General features: G+C 59.7%; 19 protein-coding genes. 15 read left to right on the top strand and 4 right to left on the bottom strand.

The features are described 5' to 3' along the window. Positions 1 to 1,158: 1,158 nt before the first annotated feature. The 3 genes from M0415_RS21090 (at position 1,159) to M0415_RS21080 (ending at position 3,306) form a co-directional block, all read left to right on the top strand. Positions 1,159 to 1,713, top strand: coding sequence for a hypothetical protein (locus M0415_RS21090; protein WP_123115289.1), 555 nt, complete (start codon positions 1,159 to 1,161; stop codon positions 1,711 to 1,713). Further along, a complete protein-coding gene (locus M0415_RS21085) occupies positions 1,710 to 2,858 on the top strand; it encodes a tyrosine-type recombinase/integrase (RefSeq protein WP_164489350.1) in 1,149 nt (382 codons plus the stop codon). Before M0415_RS21090 ends, M0415_RS21085 begins: the two co-directional genes overlap by 4 nt. A 73-nt stretch (positions 2,859 to 2,931) precedes the next feature. Next, on the top strand, positions 2,932 to 3,306 hold the full coding sequence (locus tag M0415_RS21080) for a DUF2913 family protein (protein ID WP_123115287.1): 375 nt from the start codon (positions 2,932 to 2,934) through the stop codon (positions 3,304 to 3,306). A 27-nt stretch (positions 3,307 to 3,333) separates the two neighbouring features. On the opposite strand, the gene merR is transcribed toward M0415_RS21080, so the two are convergent. Further along, positions 3,334 to 3,768, bottom strand: coding sequence for a mercury resistance transcriptional regulator MerR (gene merR / locus M0415_RS21075; RefSeq protein ID WP_000414383.1), 435 nt, complete (start codon positions 3,766 to 3,768; stop codon positions 3,334 to 3,336). A 71-nt stretch (positions 3,769 to 3,839) separates the two neighbouring features. Between merR and M0415_RS21070 the strand changes: the two genes are divergently transcribed. From M0415_RS21070 to M0415_RS21025, 9 genes are all read left to right on the top strand, one after another. Continuing rightward, complete coding sequence (locus tag M0415_RS21070; RefSeq protein WP_001294666.1) at positions 3,840 to 4,190, top strand: mercuric transport protein MerT; 351 nt, start codon at positions 3,840 to 3,842, stop codon at positions 4,188 to 4,190. 15 nt (positions 4,191 to 4,205) lie between these two features. Then, positions 4,206 to 4,481 carry a mercury resistance system periplasmic binding protein MerP gene (gene merP / locus M0415_RS21065; protein WP_000732290.1) on the top strand — a complete coding sequence of 92 codons (276 nt, stop codon included), beginning with the start codon at positions 4,206 to 4,208 and terminating at the stop codon, positions 4,479 to 4,481. A 71-nt stretch (positions 4,482 to 4,552) separates the two neighbouring features. Next, entirely contained in the window at positions 4,553 to 6,238 is a 1,686-nt protein-coding gene (gene merA, locus M0415_RS21060; protein WP_000149288.1) for a mercury(II) reductase, read from the top strand. A 14-nt stretch (positions 6,239 to 6,252) separates the two neighbouring features. Next, on the top strand, positions 6,253 to 6,891 hold the full coding sequence (gene merB / locus M0415_RS21055; protein ID WP_000761850.1) for an organomercurial lyase MerB: 639 nt from the start codon (positions 6,253 to 6,255) through the stop codon (positions 6,889 to 6,891). Between the two features lie 111 nt (positions 6,892 to 7,002). After that, on the top strand, positions 7,003 to 7,368 hold the full coding sequence (merD, locus tag M0415_RS21050) for a mercury resistance co-regulator MerD (RefSeq protein WP_000995361.1): 366 nt from the start codon (positions 7,003 to 7,005) through the stop codon (positions 7,366 to 7,368). Further along, entirely contained in the window at positions 7,365 to 7,601 is a 237-nt protein-coding gene (gene merE / locus M0415_RS21045; RefSeq protein ID WP_001087810.1) for a broad-spectrum mercury transporter MerE, read from the top strand. Before merD ends, merE begins: the two co-directional genes overlap by 4 nt. Then, positions 7,598 to 8,587, top strand: coding sequence for a DUF3330 domain-containing protein (locus M0415_RS21040; protein WP_001276635.1), 990 nt, complete (start codon positions 7,598 to 7,600; stop codon positions 8,585 to 8,587). The genes merE and M0415_RS21040 overlap by 4 nt, the downstream gene beginning before the upstream one ends. Before the next feature lie 183 nt (positions 8,588 to 8,770). Continuing rightward, a complete protein-coding gene (locus M0415_RS21030) occupies positions 8,771 to 9,331 on the top strand; it encodes a recombinase family protein (protein ID WP_034064682.1) in 561 nt (186 codons plus the stop codon). A gap of 3 nt (positions 9,332 to 9,334) precedes the next feature. After that, positions 9,335 to 12,301 carry a Tn3 family transposase gene (locus M0415_RS21025; RefSeq protein WP_034064681.1) on the top strand — a complete coding sequence of 989 codons (2,967 nt, stop codon included), beginning with the start codon at positions 9,335 to 9,337 and terminating at the stop codon, positions 12,299 to 12,301. A gap of 61 nt (positions 12,302 to 12,362) precedes the next feature. On the opposite strand, the gene M0415_RS21020 is transcribed toward M0415_RS21025, so the two are convergent. Further along, positions 12,363 to 12,566 carry a hypothetical protein gene (locus M0415_RS21020; RefSeq protein WP_000553518.1) on the bottom strand — a complete coding sequence of 68 codons (204 nt, stop codon included), beginning with the start codon at positions 12,564 to 12,566 and terminating at the stop codon, positions 12,363 to 12,365. A 1,096-nt stretch (positions 12,567 to 13,662) separates the two neighbouring features. Between M0415_RS21020 and M0415_RS21015 the strand changes: the two genes are divergently transcribed. The 3 genes from M0415_RS21015 to mphR(A) are packed head-to-tail and all read left to right on the top strand — an operon-like array spanning position 13,663 to position 16,387. Further along, positions 13,663 to 14,568 (top strand): Mph(A) family macrolide 2'-phosphotransferase, encoded by a 906-nt coding sequence (locus tag M0415_RS21015; protein WP_000219387.1) that lies wholly within the window; start codon positions 13,663 to 13,665, stop codon positions 14,566 to 14,568. Next, a complete protein-coding gene (gene mrx(A) / locus M0415_RS21010) occupies positions 14,565 to 15,803 on the top strand; it encodes a phosphorylated macrolide efflux MFS transporter Mrx(A) (RefSeq protein WP_249556674.1) in 1,239 nt (412 codons plus the stop codon). Before M0415_RS21015 ends, mrx(A) begins: the two co-directional genes overlap by 4 nt. Continuing rightward, positions 15,803 to 16,387, top strand: a complete 585-nt coding sequence (gene mphR(A), locus M0415_RS21005) for a macrolide-binding transcriptional repressor MphR(A) (RefSeq protein ID WP_001137892.1) — start codon at positions 15,803 to 15,805, stop codon at positions 16,385 to 16,387. The genes mrx(A) and mphR(A) overlap by 1 nt, the downstream gene beginning before the upstream one ends. A gap of 492 nt (positions 16,388 to 16,879) precedes the next feature. On the opposite strand, the gene M0415_RS21000 is transcribed toward mphR(A), so the two are convergent. After that, the gene (locus M0415_RS21000) at positions 16,880 to 17,644 is read right to left on the bottom strand and encodes an IS6-like element IS6100 family transposase (RefSeq protein WP_001389365.1); all 765 of its coding nucleotides are present in this window, start codon (positions 17,642 to 17,644) and stop codon (positions 16,880 to 16,882) included. 506 nt (positions 17,645 to 18,150) lie between these two features. Next, complete coding sequence (locus M0415_RS20990) at positions 18,151 to 18,651, bottom strand: GNAT family N-acetyltransferase (protein ID WP_000376623.1); 501 nt, start codon at positions 18,649 to 18,651, stop codon at positions 18,151 to 18,153. Between the last annotated feature and the right edge of the window lie 214 nt (positions 18,652 to 18,865).

The following is an 18,865-nucleotide window of genomic DNA, read 5'->3' as shown; positions in this document are numbered from 1 at the left end:
CAAGTTGCGATCACTAGCCGCCACCAGCTGCCCGGCGGCGCGTTGCCGTGGGTCCGATTAGTCGTGCCGGGGCACTGGCCATTGATCCTGTATGGCCGGGCACCCGCGCCCTGGGTATCGAGTTGGCGATCACCAGCTGCCCGGCGGCGCGTTGCCATGGGGCTGATTAGATGTGCCGGGGCGCCGGCCATTGATCCTGTATGGCCGGGCACCCGCGCCCACCCTGGGTATCGAGCTGGCGGTCACCAGCTGCCCGGCGGCGTTGCCATGGTGCTGATTAGTCGTGCCGGGGCGCTGGCCATTCATCCTGCTTGGGCGGGGCAAGGTATCGAGTTGGCGGTCACCAGCTGCCCGGCGGCGTTGCCATGGTTCTGATTAGTCGTGCCGGGGCGCTGGCCATTCATCCTGCTTGGGCGGGGCGCCCGCGCCCGGGCAAGGTATCGAGTTGGCGATCACCAGCTGCTCGGCGGCGCGTTGCCATGGGGCTGGGTAGTCATGCTGGGGCGCTGGCCATTGATCCTGCTTGGGCGGGGCGCCCGGGCCCGGGCAAGGTATCAAGTTGCGGTCACTAGCCACCACCAGCTGCCCGGCGGCGCGTTGCCGTGGGTCCGATTAGTTGTGCTGGGGCGCTAGCCATCCTCCCAGCTACCTTAAAACGAACTCTGGATCGAGGTATAAACCCTAGCCTGGCTTATACTTAAACCCAACATTAATTCTCGAAGCCAACCGTTTTTCGATCTCACTTAACTTCTCCAATCGACAAACCTCAACTTAAATATTGCTACGTTATTATACAGCGTAGACAACATTCCTTATGTTGTTAAAGTCAAACCTATGGTGTCACCATTCTATTAGATCTGTATGATGTTATATAACTATAATTATAGGGAATCATTACTTGACTGAAATTCTTTCCTGAATCTATAATAGTATGGTGTCACCACCTTTTGTGGTTTGTGTGTCACGACTGGCAAAGTGCGGAAAATGAAAATTTTGAATTGGACAGCTTTTGAGCAAGTTTTGGCTATTGTATGGTGTCACCACCTTTTGTGGTTTGCGTGTCACGGCAGGCAAAGTGCGGAAAATGAAAATTTAGAATTGGACAGCTTTTGAGCAAATTTTGGCTATTGTATGGTGTCACCATAATATAGAGGCGTTATGACCGAATACTCTACTCCCGAACCTATGACTTGGAATTATCACGGCTTGAGAAAAGCTGGCCGACCGTTACTCTTGTTATCATGGGATGAGTTGCAAAATCCCCATATTCGTCAATTGATCATCGACCATGTTGAATTGCTGAGCCCAATTCACTTCAAAGACAACAATATGTGGTTTAGCCAATTATTGCAATCAAGTGAGAATGCTCGCTATGATGCACGGTATGATTTCATTGCTGCCCTTCGTCACTTCCCCAAACAGAAAAAGCATTTCATCGAAGTTCGTGATGGTGTGGAATTTTGCCGACTAAACCAAGAACTCAATCGGATCTTTTCAGACGAAGGTTGGCGTAAACTCCGCCGTAAATTTAGTCAAATCCATAAGCGTGAATCTACTGTGCGGCCTCAAATGAAGGTGTCTACCTACTCACTGCTGACCGATTTTAAAGACTCCAATGGCTATGAATCGCTTGATGCGGCGATCTTAGAATTGTTGGCGTTCTGGGACAAGAACAATCAGGAGCAGGCCGAGAATGAAGAGGTGCGAGTGTGAGTAATTTGGTACCGTTTCGTCAATCCAGTTCAACATCCATGGGCGCCCATACCGAGCCCGCGCCGGCGGCCTCTTTGAGTGAGGCCTTACTTGATACGAGTGAGCGGCTTAAGCTGGAATTGCAAAAAATACTATCTTTGCCAGTGACTGAGTTTGGGAGTGCTCAGAAAGAACGAATGAACGATATTCTTCGTCATTTGTTACATGATTTTTTGCATAGCGAGCGTGAACGCCGAAGCGAAAACACCTGGGCTTCCCTAGAGTCGAATTGGCGTCAATTTGAAAGCTGGTGCGATGACCATGGCCAGATTCCATTGCCGGCTCAACCTGCAGCTGTAGCTGCGTACATAGAGGCGGTAAAAGGGCAGGTCAAAAATGCAACATTAGGTATGTACCGCTGGGCGATCAGCTCAATTCACCAAGCCCTGGGGTTACCAGATCCTACATCTTCAGACCTGGTAAAGCGAAAATTTGAGGCTGCGAAAAAGTACCGCGTGATAAATAGACTCGAGTCATCTAATCAAGCCTCTGCGCTACGGTTACATCACTTACTGGCCTTGCAAGAGGCCTGGGGAAATAGTGATGATCTTCGTGAGCTACGCGATGTATGCGCGATTACCCTGGCATTTGAGGGTATGCTGCGAGAGTCTGAGTTAGCTGCGATTTTGGTCTCAGATCTCTATCTGAGTGACGATGGCAGTCCATTATTGAGGGTGCCTTTCACGAAAACAGATAAATCCGGTGACCCCACTATCAAAGCACTTTGCCCTAATACATGGACCCTACTGCAGCGTTACATCGATAATGCTGGACTTCCCGAAAATGGCTTATTGTTTACTGGCATACACCATAAGACTCAAAGGCCGATGGTTCAAACCAAGCCTCTAACCGGTAAAACTATTGATGCAATTTTTCAACGTGTTCATGCGTATTTGAAGGCGCAAATGCCTGTCCCTAAAAAAGTTTGGTCTGGCCATTCTGGTCGAGTGGGCGCCGCTCAAGATATGTTGGCCAAGGGCTATTCAATTGCTCAAGCCCAACAAGCTGGCTGTTGGAAGAGCCCATTGATGGTACTTCGTTATGGCCAAGATATTATGAGTAAAGAGTCTGGTATGGCTCAAATGATGATTAGCATAGACCGCTAATAATGTGTATCCGATTCAACCTTCTAAGTTGCCAGGTATGGTAAAAAAGAACTCGAGTGTTTAGGAGTTTTAAATGTCATTTCAACAGTTAGAACCAGAGGAGCAACTACTTCTCGATGTATGTCAAAACGCACTGATTTGCCTATACCTCCAAGTGGCAGACAATAGAGGTTTCACTCCAGTTCCCGCCCGCAATGTGATCTTAAAAAAGTACATAAAACCTAAAATAAAATTGCCGGCATTCAAGACAATTAAGAGGCAATTGAAATTGCTTGTGGCCGATGAGAAGGTGAAGTTGGAGTCACAGCTTGATGCGTTAATAACTAGGTTAAGTCAGACCTGCAACAACCATGACATAGTATTCGAGTATCTCGGAGACCTACACGTTGCCACCGGCCTTATGGTATCTGTCGTGCAGAAGGGGGTCGTCTCAGAAAACGGAAAATAAAGCACGCTAAGGCGTAACTACCCTCGGCTACACCGCGTCGGCACCACGCGGCTCTTTCTCCCCTTGCAGCGAAGCAATCAGCGGGCAAGAAACGTTCCCTTGCCGCGCATGGCAGGCGAACACAAGTTCGGATAGCACGGTTTCCATGCGCGCCAGGTCGGTCATTTTTTCGCGCACGTCCTGAAGCTTGTGCTCGGCCAGGCTGCTGGCTTCCTCGCAGTGGGTGCCGTCATCCAGCCTCAGCAGCTCTGCGATCTCGTCGAGGCTGAATCCGAGCCGCTGGGCTGATTTCACGAAGCGCACCCGCGTCACATCCGCCTCGCCATAGCGGCGGATGCTGCCATAGGGCTTGTCCGGCTCCGGCAACAAGCCCTTGCGCTGATAGAACCGGATTGTTTCCACGTTGACCCCGGCCGCCTTGGCGAAAACGCCAATAGTCAGATTCTCCAAATTTTTTTCCATATCGCTTGACTCCGTACATTGGTACGGAAGTAAGCTTAAGCTATCCAATCCAGATTTGAAAGGACAAGCGTATGTCTGAACCTCAAAACGGGCGCGGGGCGCTCTTCACTGGCGGGCTAGCCGCCATCCTCGCCTCGGCTTGCTGCCTGGGGCCGCTGGTTCTGATCGCCCTGGGGTTCAGCGGCGCTTGGATCGGCAACTTGACGGTGTTGGAACCTTATCGCCCGATCTTCATCGGCGCGGCGTTGGTGGCGCTGTTTTTCGCCTGGCGGCGCATCTACCGACCGGCGCAAGCCTGCAAACCAGGGGATGTGTGTGCGATTCCCCAAGTGCGCGCTACTTACAAGCTCATTTTCTGGGTCGTGGCCGCGCTGGTTCTGGTCGCGCTCGGATTTCCCTACGTCATGCCATTTTTCTATTAATCACAGGAGTTCATCATGAAAAAACTGTTTGCCTCTCTCGCCATCGCTGCCGTTGTTGCCCCCGTGTGGGCCGCCACCCAGACCGTCACGCTGTCCGTACCGGGCATGACCTGCTCCGCTTGTCCGATCACCGTTAAGAAGGCGATTTCCAAGGTCGAAGGCGTCAGCAAAGTTAACGTGACCTTCGAGACACGCGAAGCGGTTGTCACCTTCGATGATGCCAAGACCAGCGTGCAGAAGCTGACCAAGGCCACCGAAGACGCGGGCTATCCGTCCAGCGTCAAGAAGTGAGGCACTGAAAACGGCAGCGCAGCACATCTGACGCCCTTGTCTGCTACCACAAACGAAAAAGGATCTGTCGCATGACCCATCTAAAAATCACCGGCATGACCTGCGACTCGTGCGCGGCGCACGTCAAGGAAGCGCTGGAAAAAGTACCCGGCGTCCAATCTGCCATAGTGTCCTATGCCAAGGGCGCGGCCCAGCTCGCCCTTGATCCAGGCACAGCGCCGGACGCACTGACCGCCGCCGTGGCTGGCCTGGGCTACAAAGCGATGCTCGCCGATGCCCCGCCGACCGACAACCGCACTGGGCTGTTCGACAAGGTGCGCGGCTGGATGGGTGCCGCCGACAAGGGCAGCGGCGGCGAGCGCCCGTTGCAAGTCGCCGTGATCGGCAGCGGTGGAGCCGCGATGGCGGCAGCACTGAAGGCCGTCGAGCAAGGCGCGCAGGTCACGCTGATTGAGCGCGGCACCATCGGCGGCACCTGCGTCAACGTCGGTTGTGTGCCGTCCAAGATCATGATCCGCGCCGCCCACATCGCCCATCTGCGCCGGGAAAGCCCATTCGACGGCGGCATGCCACCCACACCGCCGACGATCTTGCGCGAGCGGCTGCTGGCCCAGCAGCAGGCCCGTGTCGAAGAACTCCGTCATGCCAAGTACGAAGGCATCCTGGACGGCAATTCAGCCATCACCGTTCTGCACGGTGAAGCGCGTTTCAAGGACGACCAGAGCCTTATCGTTAGTTTGAACGAGGGTGGTGAGCGCGTCGTGATGTTCGACCGCTGCCTGGTCGCCACGGGTGCCAGTCCGGCCATGCCGCCGATTCCGGGCCTGAAAGAGTCACCCTACTGGACTTCGACCGAGGCCTTGGTCAGCGACACCATTCCCGAACGCCTAGCCGTGATCGGCTCGTCGGTGGTCGCGCTGGAACTGGCGCAAGCCTTCGCCCGGCTGGGCAGCCAGGTCACGATCCTAGCTCGCAACACGCTGTTCTTCCGCGACGACCCGTCCATCGGCGAGGCCGTCACAGCGGCCTTCCGTGCCGAAGGGATCAAGGTACTGGAACACACGCAAGCCAGCCAGGTCGCGCATGTGAACGGCGAATTCGTGCTGACCACGGGACACGGTGAAGTACGTGCCGACAAGCTGCTGGTCGCTACCGGACGGACACCGAACACGCGCAGCCTGGCACTCGACGCGGCGGGAGTCACCGTCAATGCGCAGGGTGCCATCGTCATCGACAAGGGCATGCGCACCAGCACGCCACACATTTACGCGGCCGGCGACTGCACGGACCAGCCACAATTCGTCTATGTGGCGGCAGCGGCCGGCACCCGTGCCGCGATCAACATGACCGGAGGGGATGCTGCCATCAATCTAACCGCGATGCCGGCCGTGGTGTTCACCGATCCGCAAGTAGCAACCGTGGGCTACAGCGAAGCGGAAGCGCATCACGACGGGATCGAAACCGACAGTCGCACGCTCACGCTCGACAACGTGCCGCGTGCGCTTGCCAACTTCGACACACGCGGCTTTATCAAGCTGGTCATCGAGGAAGGTAGCGGACGGCTCATCGGCGTGCAGGTCGTCGCCCCGGAAGCCGGCGAATTGATCCAGACGGCTGTTCTCGCCATTCGCAACCGCATGACGGTGCAGGAACTGGCCGACCAGTTGTTCCCCTACCTGACGATGGTCGAGGGGCTGAAGCTCGCGGCGCAGACCTTCACCAAGGATGTCAAACAATTGTCCTGCTGCGCAGGATGAAAGGAGATGGAACCATGAAGCTCGCCCCATATATTTTAGAACGTCTCACTTCGGTCAATCGTACCAATGGTACTGCGGATCTCTTGGTCCCGCTACTGCGGGAACTCGCCAAGGGGCGTCCGGTTTCACGAACGACACTTGCCGGGATTCTCGACTGGCCCGCTGAGCGAGTGGCCGCCGTACTCGAACAGGCCACCAGTACCGAATATGACAAAGATGGGAACATCATCGGCTACGGCCTCACCTTGCGCGAGACTTCGTATGTCTTTGAAATTGACGACCGCCGTCTGTATGCCTGGTGCGCGCTGGACACCTTGATATTTCCGGCGCTGATCGGCCGTACAGCTCGCGTCTCATCGCATTGCGCTGCAACCGGAGCACCCGTTTCACTCACGGTTTCACCCAGCGAGATACAGGCTGTCGAACCTGCCGGCATGGCGGTGTCCTTGGTATTGCCGCAGGAAGCAGCCGACGTTCGTCAGTCCTTCTGTTGCCATGTACATTTCTTTGCATCTGTCCCGACGGCGGAAGACTGGGCCTCCAAGCATCAAGGATTGGAAGGATTGGCGATCGTCAGTGTCCACGAGGCTTTCGGCTTGGGCCAGGAGTTTAATCGACATCTGTTGCAGACCATGTCATCTAGGACACCGTGATCGGATATCGACCCAATGTTCTACGGCACCGGCATCGGATTCGCAGCGCGCGGATTGAACTCGGCGAAACGGTATATGCATTGCCGTGAACCGACCAAAAGGAGGTGTTCGATGAACGCCTACACGGTGTCCCGGCTGGCCCTTGATGCCGGGGTGAGCGTGCATATCGTGCGCGACTACCTGCTGCGCGGATTGCTGCGGCCAGTCGCCTGCACCACGGGTGGCTACGGCCTGTTCGATGACGCCGCCTTGCAGCGACTGTGCTTCGTGCGGGCCGCCTTCGAGGCGGGCATCGGCCTCGGCGCATTGGCGCGGCTGTGCCGGGCGCTGGATGCGGCGAACTGCGATGAAACTGCCGCGCAGCTTGCTGTGCTGCGTCAGTTCGTCGAACGCCGGCGCGAAGCGTTGGCCAATCTGGAAGTGCAGTTGGCCGCCATGCCGACCGCGCCGGCACAGCATGCGGAGAGTTTGCCATGAACAGCCCCGAGCGCATGCCGGCCGAGACACACAAGCCGTTCACCGGCTACCTGTGGGGTGCGCTGGCGGTGCTCACCTGTCCCTGTCATTTGCCGATTCTCGCCATTGTGCTGGCCGGCACGACGGCCGGCGCGTTCATCGGCGAGCACTGGGGTATTGCAGCCCTCACGCTGACCGGCTTGTTTGTCCTGTCTGTGACGCGGCTGCTGCGGGCCTTCAGAGGTCGATCATGAGCGCTTCCCAGCCAATTGAATGGACAGTGGCGCAACTGGCGCAGGCGGTCGAGCGCGGGCAGCTTGAGCTGCACTACCAGCCGATTGTCGATTTGCGCAGTGAGCAGATTGTCGGCGCGGAAGCCCTGTTGCGCTGGCGTCATCCGACGCTCGGACTGTTGCCGCCGGGCCAGTTCCTGCCCGTGATCGAATCGTCCGGCCTGATGCCGGAAATCGGCGCATGGGTGCTGGGCGCAGCCTGCCGTCAAATGCGCGACTGGCGGGTGCTGGCATGGCAACCGTTCCGGCTGGCCGTCAATGTTTCGGCGAGCCAAGTGGGGCCAGATTTCGACAAGTGGGTAAAGGGCGTGCTGGCCGATGCCGGGTTGCCCGCCGCGTATCTTGAAATTGAGCTGACCGAATCGGTTGCGTTCGGTGATCCGGCGATCTTCCCCGCCCTGGAAGCTTTGCGACAGATCGGTGTGCGCTTCGCCGCCGACGACTTCGGCACCGGCTATTCCTGCCTGCAACACCTGAAATGCTGCCCCATCAGCACGCTCAAGATCGACCAATCGTTTGTCGCCGGACTCGCCAACGACCACCGCGACCAGACCATCGTGCGCACCGTGATTCAGCTTGCGCATGGGCTTGGCATGGAAGTAGTGGCCGAAGGCGTGGAAACATCGGCGAGTCTTGATTTGTTGCGACAAGCGGACTGCGACACAGGACAAGGCTTCCTGTTCGCCAAGCCGATGCCGGCGGCGGCATTCGCCGTCTTCGTCAGTCAATGGAGGGGTGCCACCATGAATGCAAATGATCCGACTGCCACCAGTTGCTGCGTGTGCTGCAAGGAAATCCCGCTCGATGCCGCCTTCACCCCGGAAGGCGCGGAATACGTCGAGCACTTCTGCGGGCTGGAGTGCTATCAGCGCTTCCAGGCGCGCGCCAAGACCGGGAGCGAAACCGATGCCGATCCGAACGCCTGCGACTCATCACTGTCAGACTGAGGCATACCCTAACTGGATGTCAGGCAAGGCCGCACCGCGCCGTCAGAATAGAGTCCGCTTTCACATTCTTTGACACATGCTTGCCAAGGTCATAGATTTCAGCCTGACAAATTCAAGGCTTCGGGCGCAATGGAACCAAAAACCAACGTAAGCCCTACCGCCCATCCAGCCTATGGAGGCATCTTGCAGGGACAACGCATCGGTTACGTCCGAGTCAGCAGTTATGACCAGAACCCGGAACGCCAACTTGAGCAGGTCGAGATCGGCAAGCTGTTCACCGACAAGGCCTCAGGCAAGGACACCCAGCGCCCGCAACTGGAGGCTATGCTCGGATTCGTCCGCGAAGGCGATACCGTGGTGGTGCACAGCATGGATCGCCTGGCGCGCAACCTCGACGATCTGCGCCGTCTGGTGCAAAAGCTGACCAAGCGCGGTGTACGCATCGAGTTCTTGAAGGAGGGGTTGGTGTTCACCGGCGAGGACTCTCCCATGGCCAACCTCATGTTGTCGGTCATGGGTGCCTTTGCCGAGTTCGAGCGCGCCCTGATCCGCGAGCGGCAGCGCGAGGGCATCGCCCTGGCCAAGCAGCGCGGTGCCTACCGGGGCCGCAAGAAAGCCCTCTCCGACGAGCAAGCCATCACGTTGCGGCAGCGGGCCGCTGCGGGCGAGCCGAAGGCTCAGCTCGCCCGCGAGTTCGGCATCAGCCGTGAAACCCTCTACCAGTACCTTCGCACGGACGACTGAACCATGCCGCGTCGCTCGATTCTCTCGGCCACTGAGCGAGACACCTTGCTTGCGCTGCCAGAAAGCCAGGATGACCTGATCCGCTACTACACCTTCAACGACTCCGACCTGTCGCTGATCCGCCAGCGGCGCGGCGACGCCAACCGCCTGGGCTTTGCGGTGCAGCTCTGCCTGCTGCGCTACCCCGGCTACGCACTGGGTACTGACAGTGAGCTGCCCGAGCCGGTCATCCAGTGGGTGGCCAAGCAAGTTCAGGCCGACCCGGCGAGCTGGGCGAAGTACGGCGAACGCGACGTGACTCGCCGCGAGCACGCCCAGGAACTGCGCACCTACCTACAACTGGCCCCGTTCGGCCTGTCCGACTTCCGCGCCCTGGTGCGCGAGCTGACCGAGTTGGCCCAGCAGACCGATAAGGGTTTGCTGCTGGCCGGCCAGGCGCTGGAGAGTCTGCGGCAGAAGCGGCGCATCCTGCCGGCGCTGAGCGTGATTGACCGGGCCTGCTCGGAAGCCATTGCGCGGGCCAATCGCCGGGTCTACCGCGCCCTCGTCGAACCACTCACGGACTCGCATCGGGCCAAGCTGGACGAGCTGTTGAAGCTCAAGGCCGGCAGCAGCATCACCTGGTTGACCTGGTTGCGGCAGGCCCCACTAAAACCGAACTCCCGGCACATGCTCGAACACATCGAGCGGCTGAAGACATTTCAGCTGGTGGATTTGCCCGAAGCTCTGGGCCGGCACATCCACCAGAACCGCCTGCTCAAGCTGGCCCGCGAGGGTGGGCAGATGACGCCCAAAGACCTCGGTAAGTTTGAGCCGCAGCGGCGCTACGCGACCCTGGCCGCCGTGGTGCTGGAGAGTACGGCGACCGTGATTGATGAGCTGGTCGATCTGCACGACCGCATCCTGGTCAAGCTGTTTAGCAGCGCCAAGAACAAGCATCAGCAGCAGTTCCAGAAGCAAGGCAAGGCGATCAACGACAAGGTGCGCCTGTACTCCAAGATCGGCCAGGCCCTGCTGGAGGCCAAGGAAAGCGGCAGCGATCCCTACGCCGCCATCGAGGCGGTGATTCCCTGGGACGAGTTCACCGAGAGCGTCAGCGAGGCCGAGCTGCTGGCCCGGCCGGAGGGCTTCGACCATCTGCACCTGGTTGGCGAGAACTTCGCCACCCTGCGCCGCTATACGCCGGCCTTGTTGGAGGTGCTGGAACTGCGCGCCGCCCCGGCTGCGCAAGGCGTGCTGGCGGCCGTGCAGGCCCTGCGCGAGATGAACGCCGACAACCTGCGCAAGGTGCCGGCCGATGCGCCCACCGCCTTCATCAAGCCGCGCTGGAAGCCGCTAGTGATAACCCCGGAAGGCCTCGACCGGCGCTTTTACGAAATCTGCGCCCTGTCCGAGCTGAAGAACGCGCTGCGATCCGGCGACATCTGGGTCAAGGGCTCGCGGCAGTTCCGCGACTTTGACGACTACCTGCTGCCGGCAGAGAGGTTCGCCGCGCTCAAGCATGCGCAGGCTCTGCCCCTGGCGATCAACCCGAACAGCAACCAGTACCTGGAAGAGCGCTTGCAGCTGCTGGACGAGCAGCTGGCCACCGTCACCCGCCTGGCCAAGGACAACGAGCTGCCCGATGCCATCCTCACCGAGTCGGGGCTGAAGATCACCCCACTGGATTCCGCGGTGCCCAATACCGCGCAGGCGCTGATCGACCAGACCAGCCAGTTGCTGCCGCGCATCAAGATCACCGAACTGCTGATGGACGTGGACGACTGGACGGGCTTCAGCCGCCACTTCACCCACCTGAAGGACGGTGCCGAGGCCAAAGACCGGACATTGCTGCTGTCAGCGATCCTGGGCGATGCGATCAACCTCGGGCTGACCAAGATGGCCGAGTCGAGCCCCGGCCTGACCTACGCCAAGCTATCCTGGCTGCAAGCCTGGCACATCCGAGACGAAACCTACTCGGCGGCCCTAGCCGAGCTGGTCAACCACCAGTACCGTCATACCTTCGCCGCTCACTGGGGCGACGGAACGACCTCTTCTTCCGATGGCCAGCGCTTCCGGGCGGGCGGTCGGGGTGAAAGCACCGGGCACGTCAACCCGAAGTACGGCAGCGAGCCGGGGCGGCTGTTCTACACCCATATTTCCGACCAGTACGCACCGTTCAGCACCCGCGTGGTGAATGTCGGCGTGCGCGATTCCACCTATGTGCTTGACGGCTTGCTGTACCACGAGTCCGACCTACGGATTGAGGAGCACTACACCGACACGGCTGGCTTCACCGATCACGTCTTCGCCCTGATGCACCTGCTGGGCTTCCGCTTCGCACCGCGCATCCGCGACCTCGGCGAAACCAAGCTGTATGTTCCGAATAGCGTCCAGGACTACCCGACATTGCGCCCAATGGTTGGCGGCACCCTGAACATCAAGCATGTCCGCGCCCACTGGGACGACATCCTGCGCCTGGCCAGCTCGATCAAGCAGGGCACCGTCACTGCCTCGCTGATGCTGCGCAAGCTCGGCAGCTACCCGCGCCAGAACGGTCTGGCCGTGGCCTTGCGCGAACTGGGCCGGATTGAGCGCACACTGTTCATCCTCGACTGGCTGCAAAGCGTAGAGCTACGTCGCCGCGTGCATGCCGGACTGAACAAGGGCGAGGCGCGCAACTCCCTGGCCAGGGCGGTGTTCTTCAACCGCCTCGGCGAAATCAGGGATCGGAGCTTCGAGCAGCAGCGCTACCGGGCCAGCGGTCTCAACCTGGTGACGGCCGCCATCGTGCTGTGGAACACGGTGTACTTGGAACGCGCCACCCAGGCGATGAGCGAAGCGGGGAAGTCGGTGGATAGCGAGCTGCTGCAATACCTGTCGCCGCTGGGGTGGGAGCACATCAACCTGACCGGCGATTATGTCTGGCGGCAGAGCCGCAGGCTGGAGGACGGGAAGTTTCGGCCGCTAAGGCTGCCCGGAAAACCTTAACGTACGATTTTTTCCGTTTTCTCTATTCGCCCCTTTGTTGAGATATGACCCGCTCCCCGGATCATGGCTTGGCCTTCTTCGCGACCCTGGCTACTGCACGGGCCGCCTTGAGGCACTCATCGAACACTTTCCCCTTTGCGAAGCTGGGTGTTCGGTCGAAAAAGAAGGTGGCTTCTTTCACCCCCAGCGAGACCGCATGAGGGGGAAATTCCTCCTTCTCCAGCGTTGCCTTGATGTGCTTGGCAATGAACTCGCGTGGGTGCATGGATGCCTCCGTTCTTCCAGAAACTGGTCTCATCACACAAACGACAGGCAATAGGAGTCCGTGACCCGCTGTCGGGCCGCTATCGCTTGTGGGATAAAGGCCCCGTTGACGGGGCCAGGAGAGAGCTGTAACCACATGCATTGCACCTGTGGTGGTGGCTTGAGCACTTCACAGTGAGTCAGCCGTTCTTGCTGTCGGTACCGGTGCGCCCTCACGGGCAGACCTACCATTCGAAACGGTCGCCTCTCGGCGAGGGCCTGGGTGGCGCTTCACAGCGGGACCAGGCATCCGCTTAACCCTGCGGTGGGAGATGTGATCACCTCCTTGGGGTGGTCATATCGGTTGGTTGTGGTGGCCGGGTCTGACACCGGCCGAGGTCTAGGGGGCATCCCTACGAATGCCGGTTGGCGCAAAGACCTTCCCATTCACCACAACCGTGGATTGCATTGGTCTCCGGGTCTCTCGTGCGGTACCCCATGGGCCTTGGCTCACCTGCAATGCAATCCCGGTTGTGTCCCGGCCTTTCACCGGGTGGGTGGCTGGGGAGTCAGACCCGCCACTCGCTGTGTTCGCTATCACTTCAACTGTGCTGTCTTTCCAGCTGTCAGCCGGTCACTGCCTTAATTTCCATTCACCTTGGTCGGCATGCATTCCAGCCTTGCCAAGGGAGAGCGGGGAGGTTAGTCAGCCCGGTTGCCGGTGTTATTTCCCCAAGCGGTTTGTTGCCACCGCTGCCAGTGTTGTGCTGGTCCTCCGGCTGGGGTTGTCCATCGTGCGAAATCAATTTGCTAACTATTGGTTAGCATATGCTTGGTTTGCTTTAAGTCAACACCCAAAAGTTAGTTTTTCAATTTTTTAATTCAGGGTCAGTTGGTGCAAGCTGTGGTGACGCAAAGGAAGGGGTAATTTTCGGATCATTGCCCTGCCGCCCGTTGCTCCGAACCACTGGGAGCTGGACCCCAACGATCTCGGGTGTGACGATGGACCTGTACTGAGGGGGCTGTGGGTCGTACCCCGATTCGCATGAGGATTGAATATAACCGACGTGACTGTTATATTTAGGTGGCTAAACCCGTCAAGCCCTCAGGAGTGAATCATGACCGTAGTCACGACCGCCGATACCTTCCAACTGTACGCACTTGCAGCCCGACATGGGCTCAAGCTCCATGGCCCGCTGACTGTCAATGAGCTTGGGCTCGACTATAGGATCGTGATCGCCACCGTCGACGATGGACGTCGGTGGGTGCTGCGCATCCCGCGCCGAGCCGAGGTAAGCGCGAAGGTCGAACCAGAGGCGCGGGTGCTGGCAATGCTCAAGAATCGCCTGCCGTTCGCGGTGCCGGACTGGCGCGTGGCCAACGCCGAGCTCGTTGCCTATCCCATGCTCGAAGACTCGACTGCGATGGTCATCCAGCCTGGTTCGTCCACGCCCGACTGGGTCGTGCCGCAGGACTCGGAGGTCTTCGCGGAGAGCTTCGCGACCGCGCTCGCCGCCCTGCATGCCGTCCCCATTTCCGCCGCCGTGGATGCGGGGATGCTCATCCGTACACCGACGCAGGCCCGTCAGAAGGTGGCCGACGACGTTGACCGCGTCCGACGCGAGTTCGTGGTGAACGACAAGCGCCTCCACCGGTGGCAGCGCTGGCTCGACGACGATTCGTCGTGGCCAGATTTCTCCGTGGTGGTGCATGGCGATCTCTACGTGGGCCATGTGCTCATCGACAACACGGAGCGCGTCAGCGGGATGATCGACTGGAGCGAGGCCCGCGTTGATGACCCTGCCATCGACATGGCCGCGCACCTTATGGTCTTTGGTGAAGAGGGGCTCGCGAAGCTCCTCCTCACGTATGAAGCGGCCGGTGGCCGGGTGTGGCCGCGGCTCGCCCACCACATCGCGGAGCGCCTTGCGTTCGGGGCGGTCACCTACGCACTCTTCGCCCTCGACTCGGGTAACGAAGAGTACCTCGCTGCGGCGAAGGCGCAGCTCGCCGCAGCGGAATGAGCGAACGTCGATATAGCCCGCTCGCGACGCTGTTCGCGGCGACCTTTCTCTTCCGGATCGGCAACGCGGTGGCGGCCCTCGCGCTTCCATGGTTCGTCCTGTCTCATACAAAGAGCGCGGCCTGGGCGGGCGCCACGGCCGCTAGCAGCGTCATCGCGACCATCATCGGCGCGTGGGTTGGTGGTGGCCTCGTCGATCGGTTCGGGCGCGCGCCCGTCGCATTGATCTCGGGTGTGGTGGGCGGCGTGGCCATGGCGAGCATCCCACTGCTCGATGCCGTTGGCGCCCTCTCGAACACTGGGCTGATCGCTTGCGTGGTGCTCGGTGCCGCGTTCGACGCACCCGGTATGGCCGCGCAGGACAGTGAGCTGCCCAAACTCGGCCACGTCGCCGGGCTCTCCGTTGAGCGCGTCTCGTCACTGAAAGCGGTGATCGGGAACGTCGCGATTCTAGGTGGCCCGGCCCTTGGGGGGGCCGCAATCGGCATGCTTGGCGCTGCGCCAACGCTCGGGCTGACGGCGTTCTGCTCCGTCCTTGCAGGTCTGCTCGGCGCGTGGGTGCTTCCCGCGCGTGCCGCTCGGACGATGACCACGACGGCGACTCTCTCCATGCGCGCCGGCGTCGCTTTTCTCTGGAGCGAACCCCTGCTGCGCCCTCTCTTTGGTATAGTGATGATCTTCGTGGGCATCGTTGGCGCCAACGGCAGCGTCATCATGCCTGCGCTGTTTGTAGATGCAGGACGCCAAGTAGCAGAGCTCGGGCTGTTCTCCTCAATGATGGGGGCTGGTGGTCTCCTTGGCATTGCCATTCATGCGTCGGTCGGCGCCCGGATATCAGCGCAGAACTGGCTGGCGGTGGCATTTTGTGGCTCTGCGGTGGGCTCGCTTCTGCTTTCACAGTTGCCAGGCGTGCCGGTGCTGATGTTGTTGGGCGCGCTCGTGGGACTGCTGACCGGCTCAGTCTCTCCCATTCTCAACGCTGCCATCTACAACCGCACGCCGCCAGAACTTCTCGGCCGGGTACTCGGCACGGTCTCGGCGGTGATGCTGTCAGCCTCGCCCATGGTTATGCTTGCGGCCGGCGCGTTTGTCGACCTTGCTGGTCCGCTCCCTGGCCTCGTTGTATCGGCCGTGTTTGCGGGGCTCGTGGCTCTACTCTCGCTCCGTCTTCAATTTGCTACAATGGCGGCGGCAGCCACAGCCTCCGCCCCAACCCATACAGAAGGTGAACACTGATGCCCCGCCCCAAGCTCAAGTCCGATGACGAGGTACTCGAGGCCGCCACCGTAGTGCTGAAGCGTTGCGGTCCCATAGAGTTCACGCTCAGCGGAGTAGCAAAGGAGGTGGGGCTCTCCCGCGCAGCGTTAATCCAGCGCTTCACCAACCGCGATACGCTGCTGGTGAGGATGATGGAGCGCGGCGTCGAGCAGGTGCGGCATTACCTGAATGCGATACCGATAGGCGCAGGGCCGCAAGGGCTCTGGGAATTTTTGCAGGTGCTCGTTCGGAGCATGAACACTCGCAACGACTTCTCGGTGAACTATCTCATCTCCTGGTACGAGCTCCAGGTGCCGGAGCTACGCACGCTTGCGATCCAGCGGAACCGCGCGGTGGTGGAGGGGATCCGCAAGCGACTGCCCCCAGGTGCTCCTGCGGCAGCTGAGTTGCTCCTGCACTCGGTCATCGCTGGCGCGACGATGCAGTGGGCCGTCGATCCGGATGGTGAGCTAGCTGATCATGTGCTGGCTCAGATCGCTGCCATCCTGTGTTTAATGTTTCCCGAACACGACGATTTCCAACTCCTCCAGGCACATGCGTAAACGGAGGTGTGCAGAGTCCCTGCGGCAGGCGACGAACACGACCGTCGTCGATTAGTACCGGTACGGTCGGTGGTATCGAAGTCTTGATCACCACTCAGGTCTACGGCTTACAAATGGTGACCATCCCGATACTTGCGTCAGAGCACCGGGCCGATTCTTTGACAGTGAATCACTCCCGTAAGGTTGTGCCGGTGTGGGTGTCCCGGGTCGAGACGATACTCCGCCAATGCGCCCAGCAAACAACCTGGCCATCGCAGGTGGTGGGGAGCGGTGTGGCGGATGAGTTGGACAAGTTGGTGTAGCAGCACGAGCACGGCGAGATAACATCGCAGGAGTTCGACATGCTCAAGAGACAGCTGATTGCGAATCGCGATGCAGATTCATAACCCGATTGCGGGTTGGCTTCACTCCACCATCACCGAGCAGACTAGCACGGCGGGCTCTGTTGCAAAGATTGGCGGCAGTCAGAGGTAGGCTGTCGCTCTGCGCCGATCAGGCGGCTGCTGCGAAATGGTGGTTGAGCATGCCCATGGCCTCCGTCAGCGCCGAGGGCCCAATGCCAAAAGCTCTCTCCACAAGGCGCACCTCGCCCCTGATGCCGGGCTGCAGGCACCAGGGGCGAGCCTGTCCTTTGCGCAGGGCTCGCATGACTTCGAATCCCTTGATCGTGGCATAGGCCGTGGGGATCGATTTGAAACCGCGCACCGGCTTGATCAGTATCTTGAGCTTTCCGTGATCGGCCTCGATCACGTTATTGAGATACTTCACCTGCCGGTGGGCCGTCTCCCGGTCCAGCTTTCCTTCGCGCTTCAATTCGGTGATCGCTGCACCATAGCTCGGCGCTTTGTCGGTATTGAGCGTGGCAGGCTTTTCCCAGTGCTTCAGGCCTCGCAGGGCCTTGCCCAGGAACCGCTTCGCTGCCTTGGCGCTGCGGGTCGGCGACAGGTAGAAATCGATCGTGTCGCCCCGCTTGTCGACTGCCCGGTACAGGTAGGTCCACTTGCCCCGCACCTTGACGTAGGTTTCATCCAGGCGCCAGCTCGGATCAAAGCCACGCCGCCAGAACCAGCGCAGCCGCTTCTCCATCTCCGGGGCGTAGCACTGGACCCAGCGATAGATCGTCGTATGGTCGACCGAAATGCCGCGTTCCGCCAGCATTTCCTCAAGGTCGCGATAGCTGATCGGATAGCGACAATACCAGCGCACCGCCCACAGGATCACATCACCCTGGAAATGGCGCCACTTGAAATCCGTCATCGTTCCGTCCGTCCAATCTCCGCCAAGCATGCTCAAGCTTCACGATTTTTGCAACAGAGCCCACACGAGTATTGAGCATAGTCGAGATTGGTGCAGATCACTTCTGATATTGAACTGTCAGGAGCTGGCTGCACAACAGCCATTACGCCCAATCAACTGGTGCAGTCGTCTTCTGAAAATGACATTTGGTATCTCTCATAAACGGATGTTTTTGAGAGAACTATCTTCGGCCTTCACACGCACGAAAGGCGGCGAAGCTCCGCCGTTAATCCGTCCGCCGGAGATCTCGCCCAGGCAGGCTGAAGGCCGAGCAAGCCTGACAGGCCCGAAAAGCCCGGCACGGGCGTCGGCGGCGATGACGGCGGCGGCATTATCCAGGGTTGATGATGGAAGTGGAGGATATCGACAACCTCTCGCGCAACCAAGACATCGCGGTCGGACTGCAAGTGATCTTGAAGCCACGGGCCCGTCCCACCCCGACATGGACCTCGATGCCCGAACGGACGTTAGATTTCGAGTTCTAGGCGTTCTGCGATGAAGGTTGGATCCCAGCCGGGATTGAAAGTGTCGACGTGGGTGAATCCGAGCCGCTCGTATAGGCCACGCAGGTTCGGGTGGCAGTCGAGCCGCAGCTTGGCGCACCCCTGCGTTCGCGCGGCATGGCGGCAAGCCTCGATCAGCGCGGAGCTGACACCCCGGCCCGCATGTGTCCGTCGCACCGCGAGCTTGTGCAGATATGCGGCCTCCCCCTTGAGGGCGTCGGGCCAGAACTCGGGATCCTCGGCCGACAAGGTGCAACAGCCGACGATGCCGTCGCTGCAACTCGCGACTAGGAGCTCGGATCTCAGGACGAAGGTCTCCGCGAATGTCCGGTCGATCCGCGCGACGTCCCAGGCGGGCGTTCCCTTGGCGGACATCCACGCCGCAGCGTCGTGCATCAGCCGCACAACCTCGTCGATATCACCCGAGCAGGCGACCCGAACGTTCGGAGGCTCCTCGCTGTCCATTCGCTCCCCTGGCGCGGTATGAACCGCCGCCTCATAGTGCAGTTTGATCCTGACGAGCCCAGCATGTCTGCGCCCACCTTCGCGGAACCTGACCAGGGTCCGCTAGCGGGCGGCCGGAAGGTGAATGCTAGGCATGATCTAACCCTCGGTCTCTGGCGTCGCGACTGCGAAATTTCGCGAGGGTTTCCGAGAAGGTGATTGCGCTTCGCAGATC

The organism is Shewanella sp. 10B (genome assembly GCF_023475885.1).
Lineage (GTDB): Bacteria > Pseudomonadota > Gammaproteobacteria > Enterobacterales > Shewanellaceae > Shewanella > Shewanella mangrovisoli.
The sequence above is the reverse complement of the archived record's forward strand: the minus strand, read 5'-3'. Positions and strand labels throughout refer to the sequence as shown.

Coding starts and splice junctions, on each gene's coding strand:
- M0415_RS21090 (WP_123115289.1), top strand. CDS start 1,159: ATGACCGAATACTCTACTCCCGAACCTATGACTTGGAATTATCACGGC.
- M0415_RS21080 (WP_123115287.1), top strand. CDS start 2,932: ATGTCATTTCAACAGTTAGAACCAGAGGAGCAACTACTTCTCGATGTA.
- merR (WP_000414383.1), bottom strand. CDS start 3,768: ATGGAAAAAAATTTGGAGAATCTGACTATTGGCGTTTTCGCCAAGGCG.
- M0415_RS21070 (WP_001294666.1), top strand. CDS start 3,840: ATGTCTGAACCTCAAAACGGGCGCGGGGCGCTCTTCACTGGCGGGCTA.
- merP (WP_000732290.1), top strand. CDS start 4,206: ATGAAAAAACTGTTTGCCTCTCTCGCCATCGCTGCCGTTGTTGCCCCC.
- merA (WP_000149288.1), top strand. CDS start 4,553: ATGACCCATCTAAAAATCACCGGCATGACCTGCGACTCGTGCGCGGCG.
- merB (WP_000761850.1), top strand. CDS start 6,253: ATGAAGCTCGCCCCATATATTTTAGAACGTCTCACTTCGGTCAATCGT.
- merD (WP_000995361.1), top strand. CDS start 7,003: ATGAACGCCTACACGGTGTCCCGGCTGGCCCTTGATGCCGGGGTGAGC.
- merE (WP_001087810.1), top strand. CDS start 7,365: ATGAACAGCCCCGAGCGCATGCCGGCCGAGACACACAAGCCGTTCACC.
- M0415_RS21040 (WP_001276635.1), top strand. CDS start 7,598: ATGAGCGCTTCCCAGCCAATTGAATGGACAGTGGCGCAACTGGCGCAG.
- M0415_RS21025 (WP_034064681.1), top strand. CDS start 9,335: ATGCCGCGTCGCTCGATTCTCTCGGCCACTGAGCGAGACACCTTGCTT.
- M0415_RS21020 (WP_000553518.1), bottom strand. CDS start 12,566: ATGCACCCACGCGAGTTCATTGCCAAGCACATCAAGGCAACGCTGGAG.
- M0415_RS21015 (WP_000219387.1), top strand. CDS start 13,663: ATGACCGTAGTCACGACCGCCGATACCTTCCAACTGTACGCACTTGCA.
- M0415_RS21000 (WP_001389365.1), bottom strand. CDS start 17,644: ATGACGGATTTCAAGTGGCGCCATTTCCAGGGTGATGTGATCCTGTGG.
- M0415_RS20990 (WP_000376623.1), bottom strand. CDS start 18,651: ATGGACAGCGAGGAGCCTCCGAACGTTCGGGTCGCCTGCTCGGGTGAT.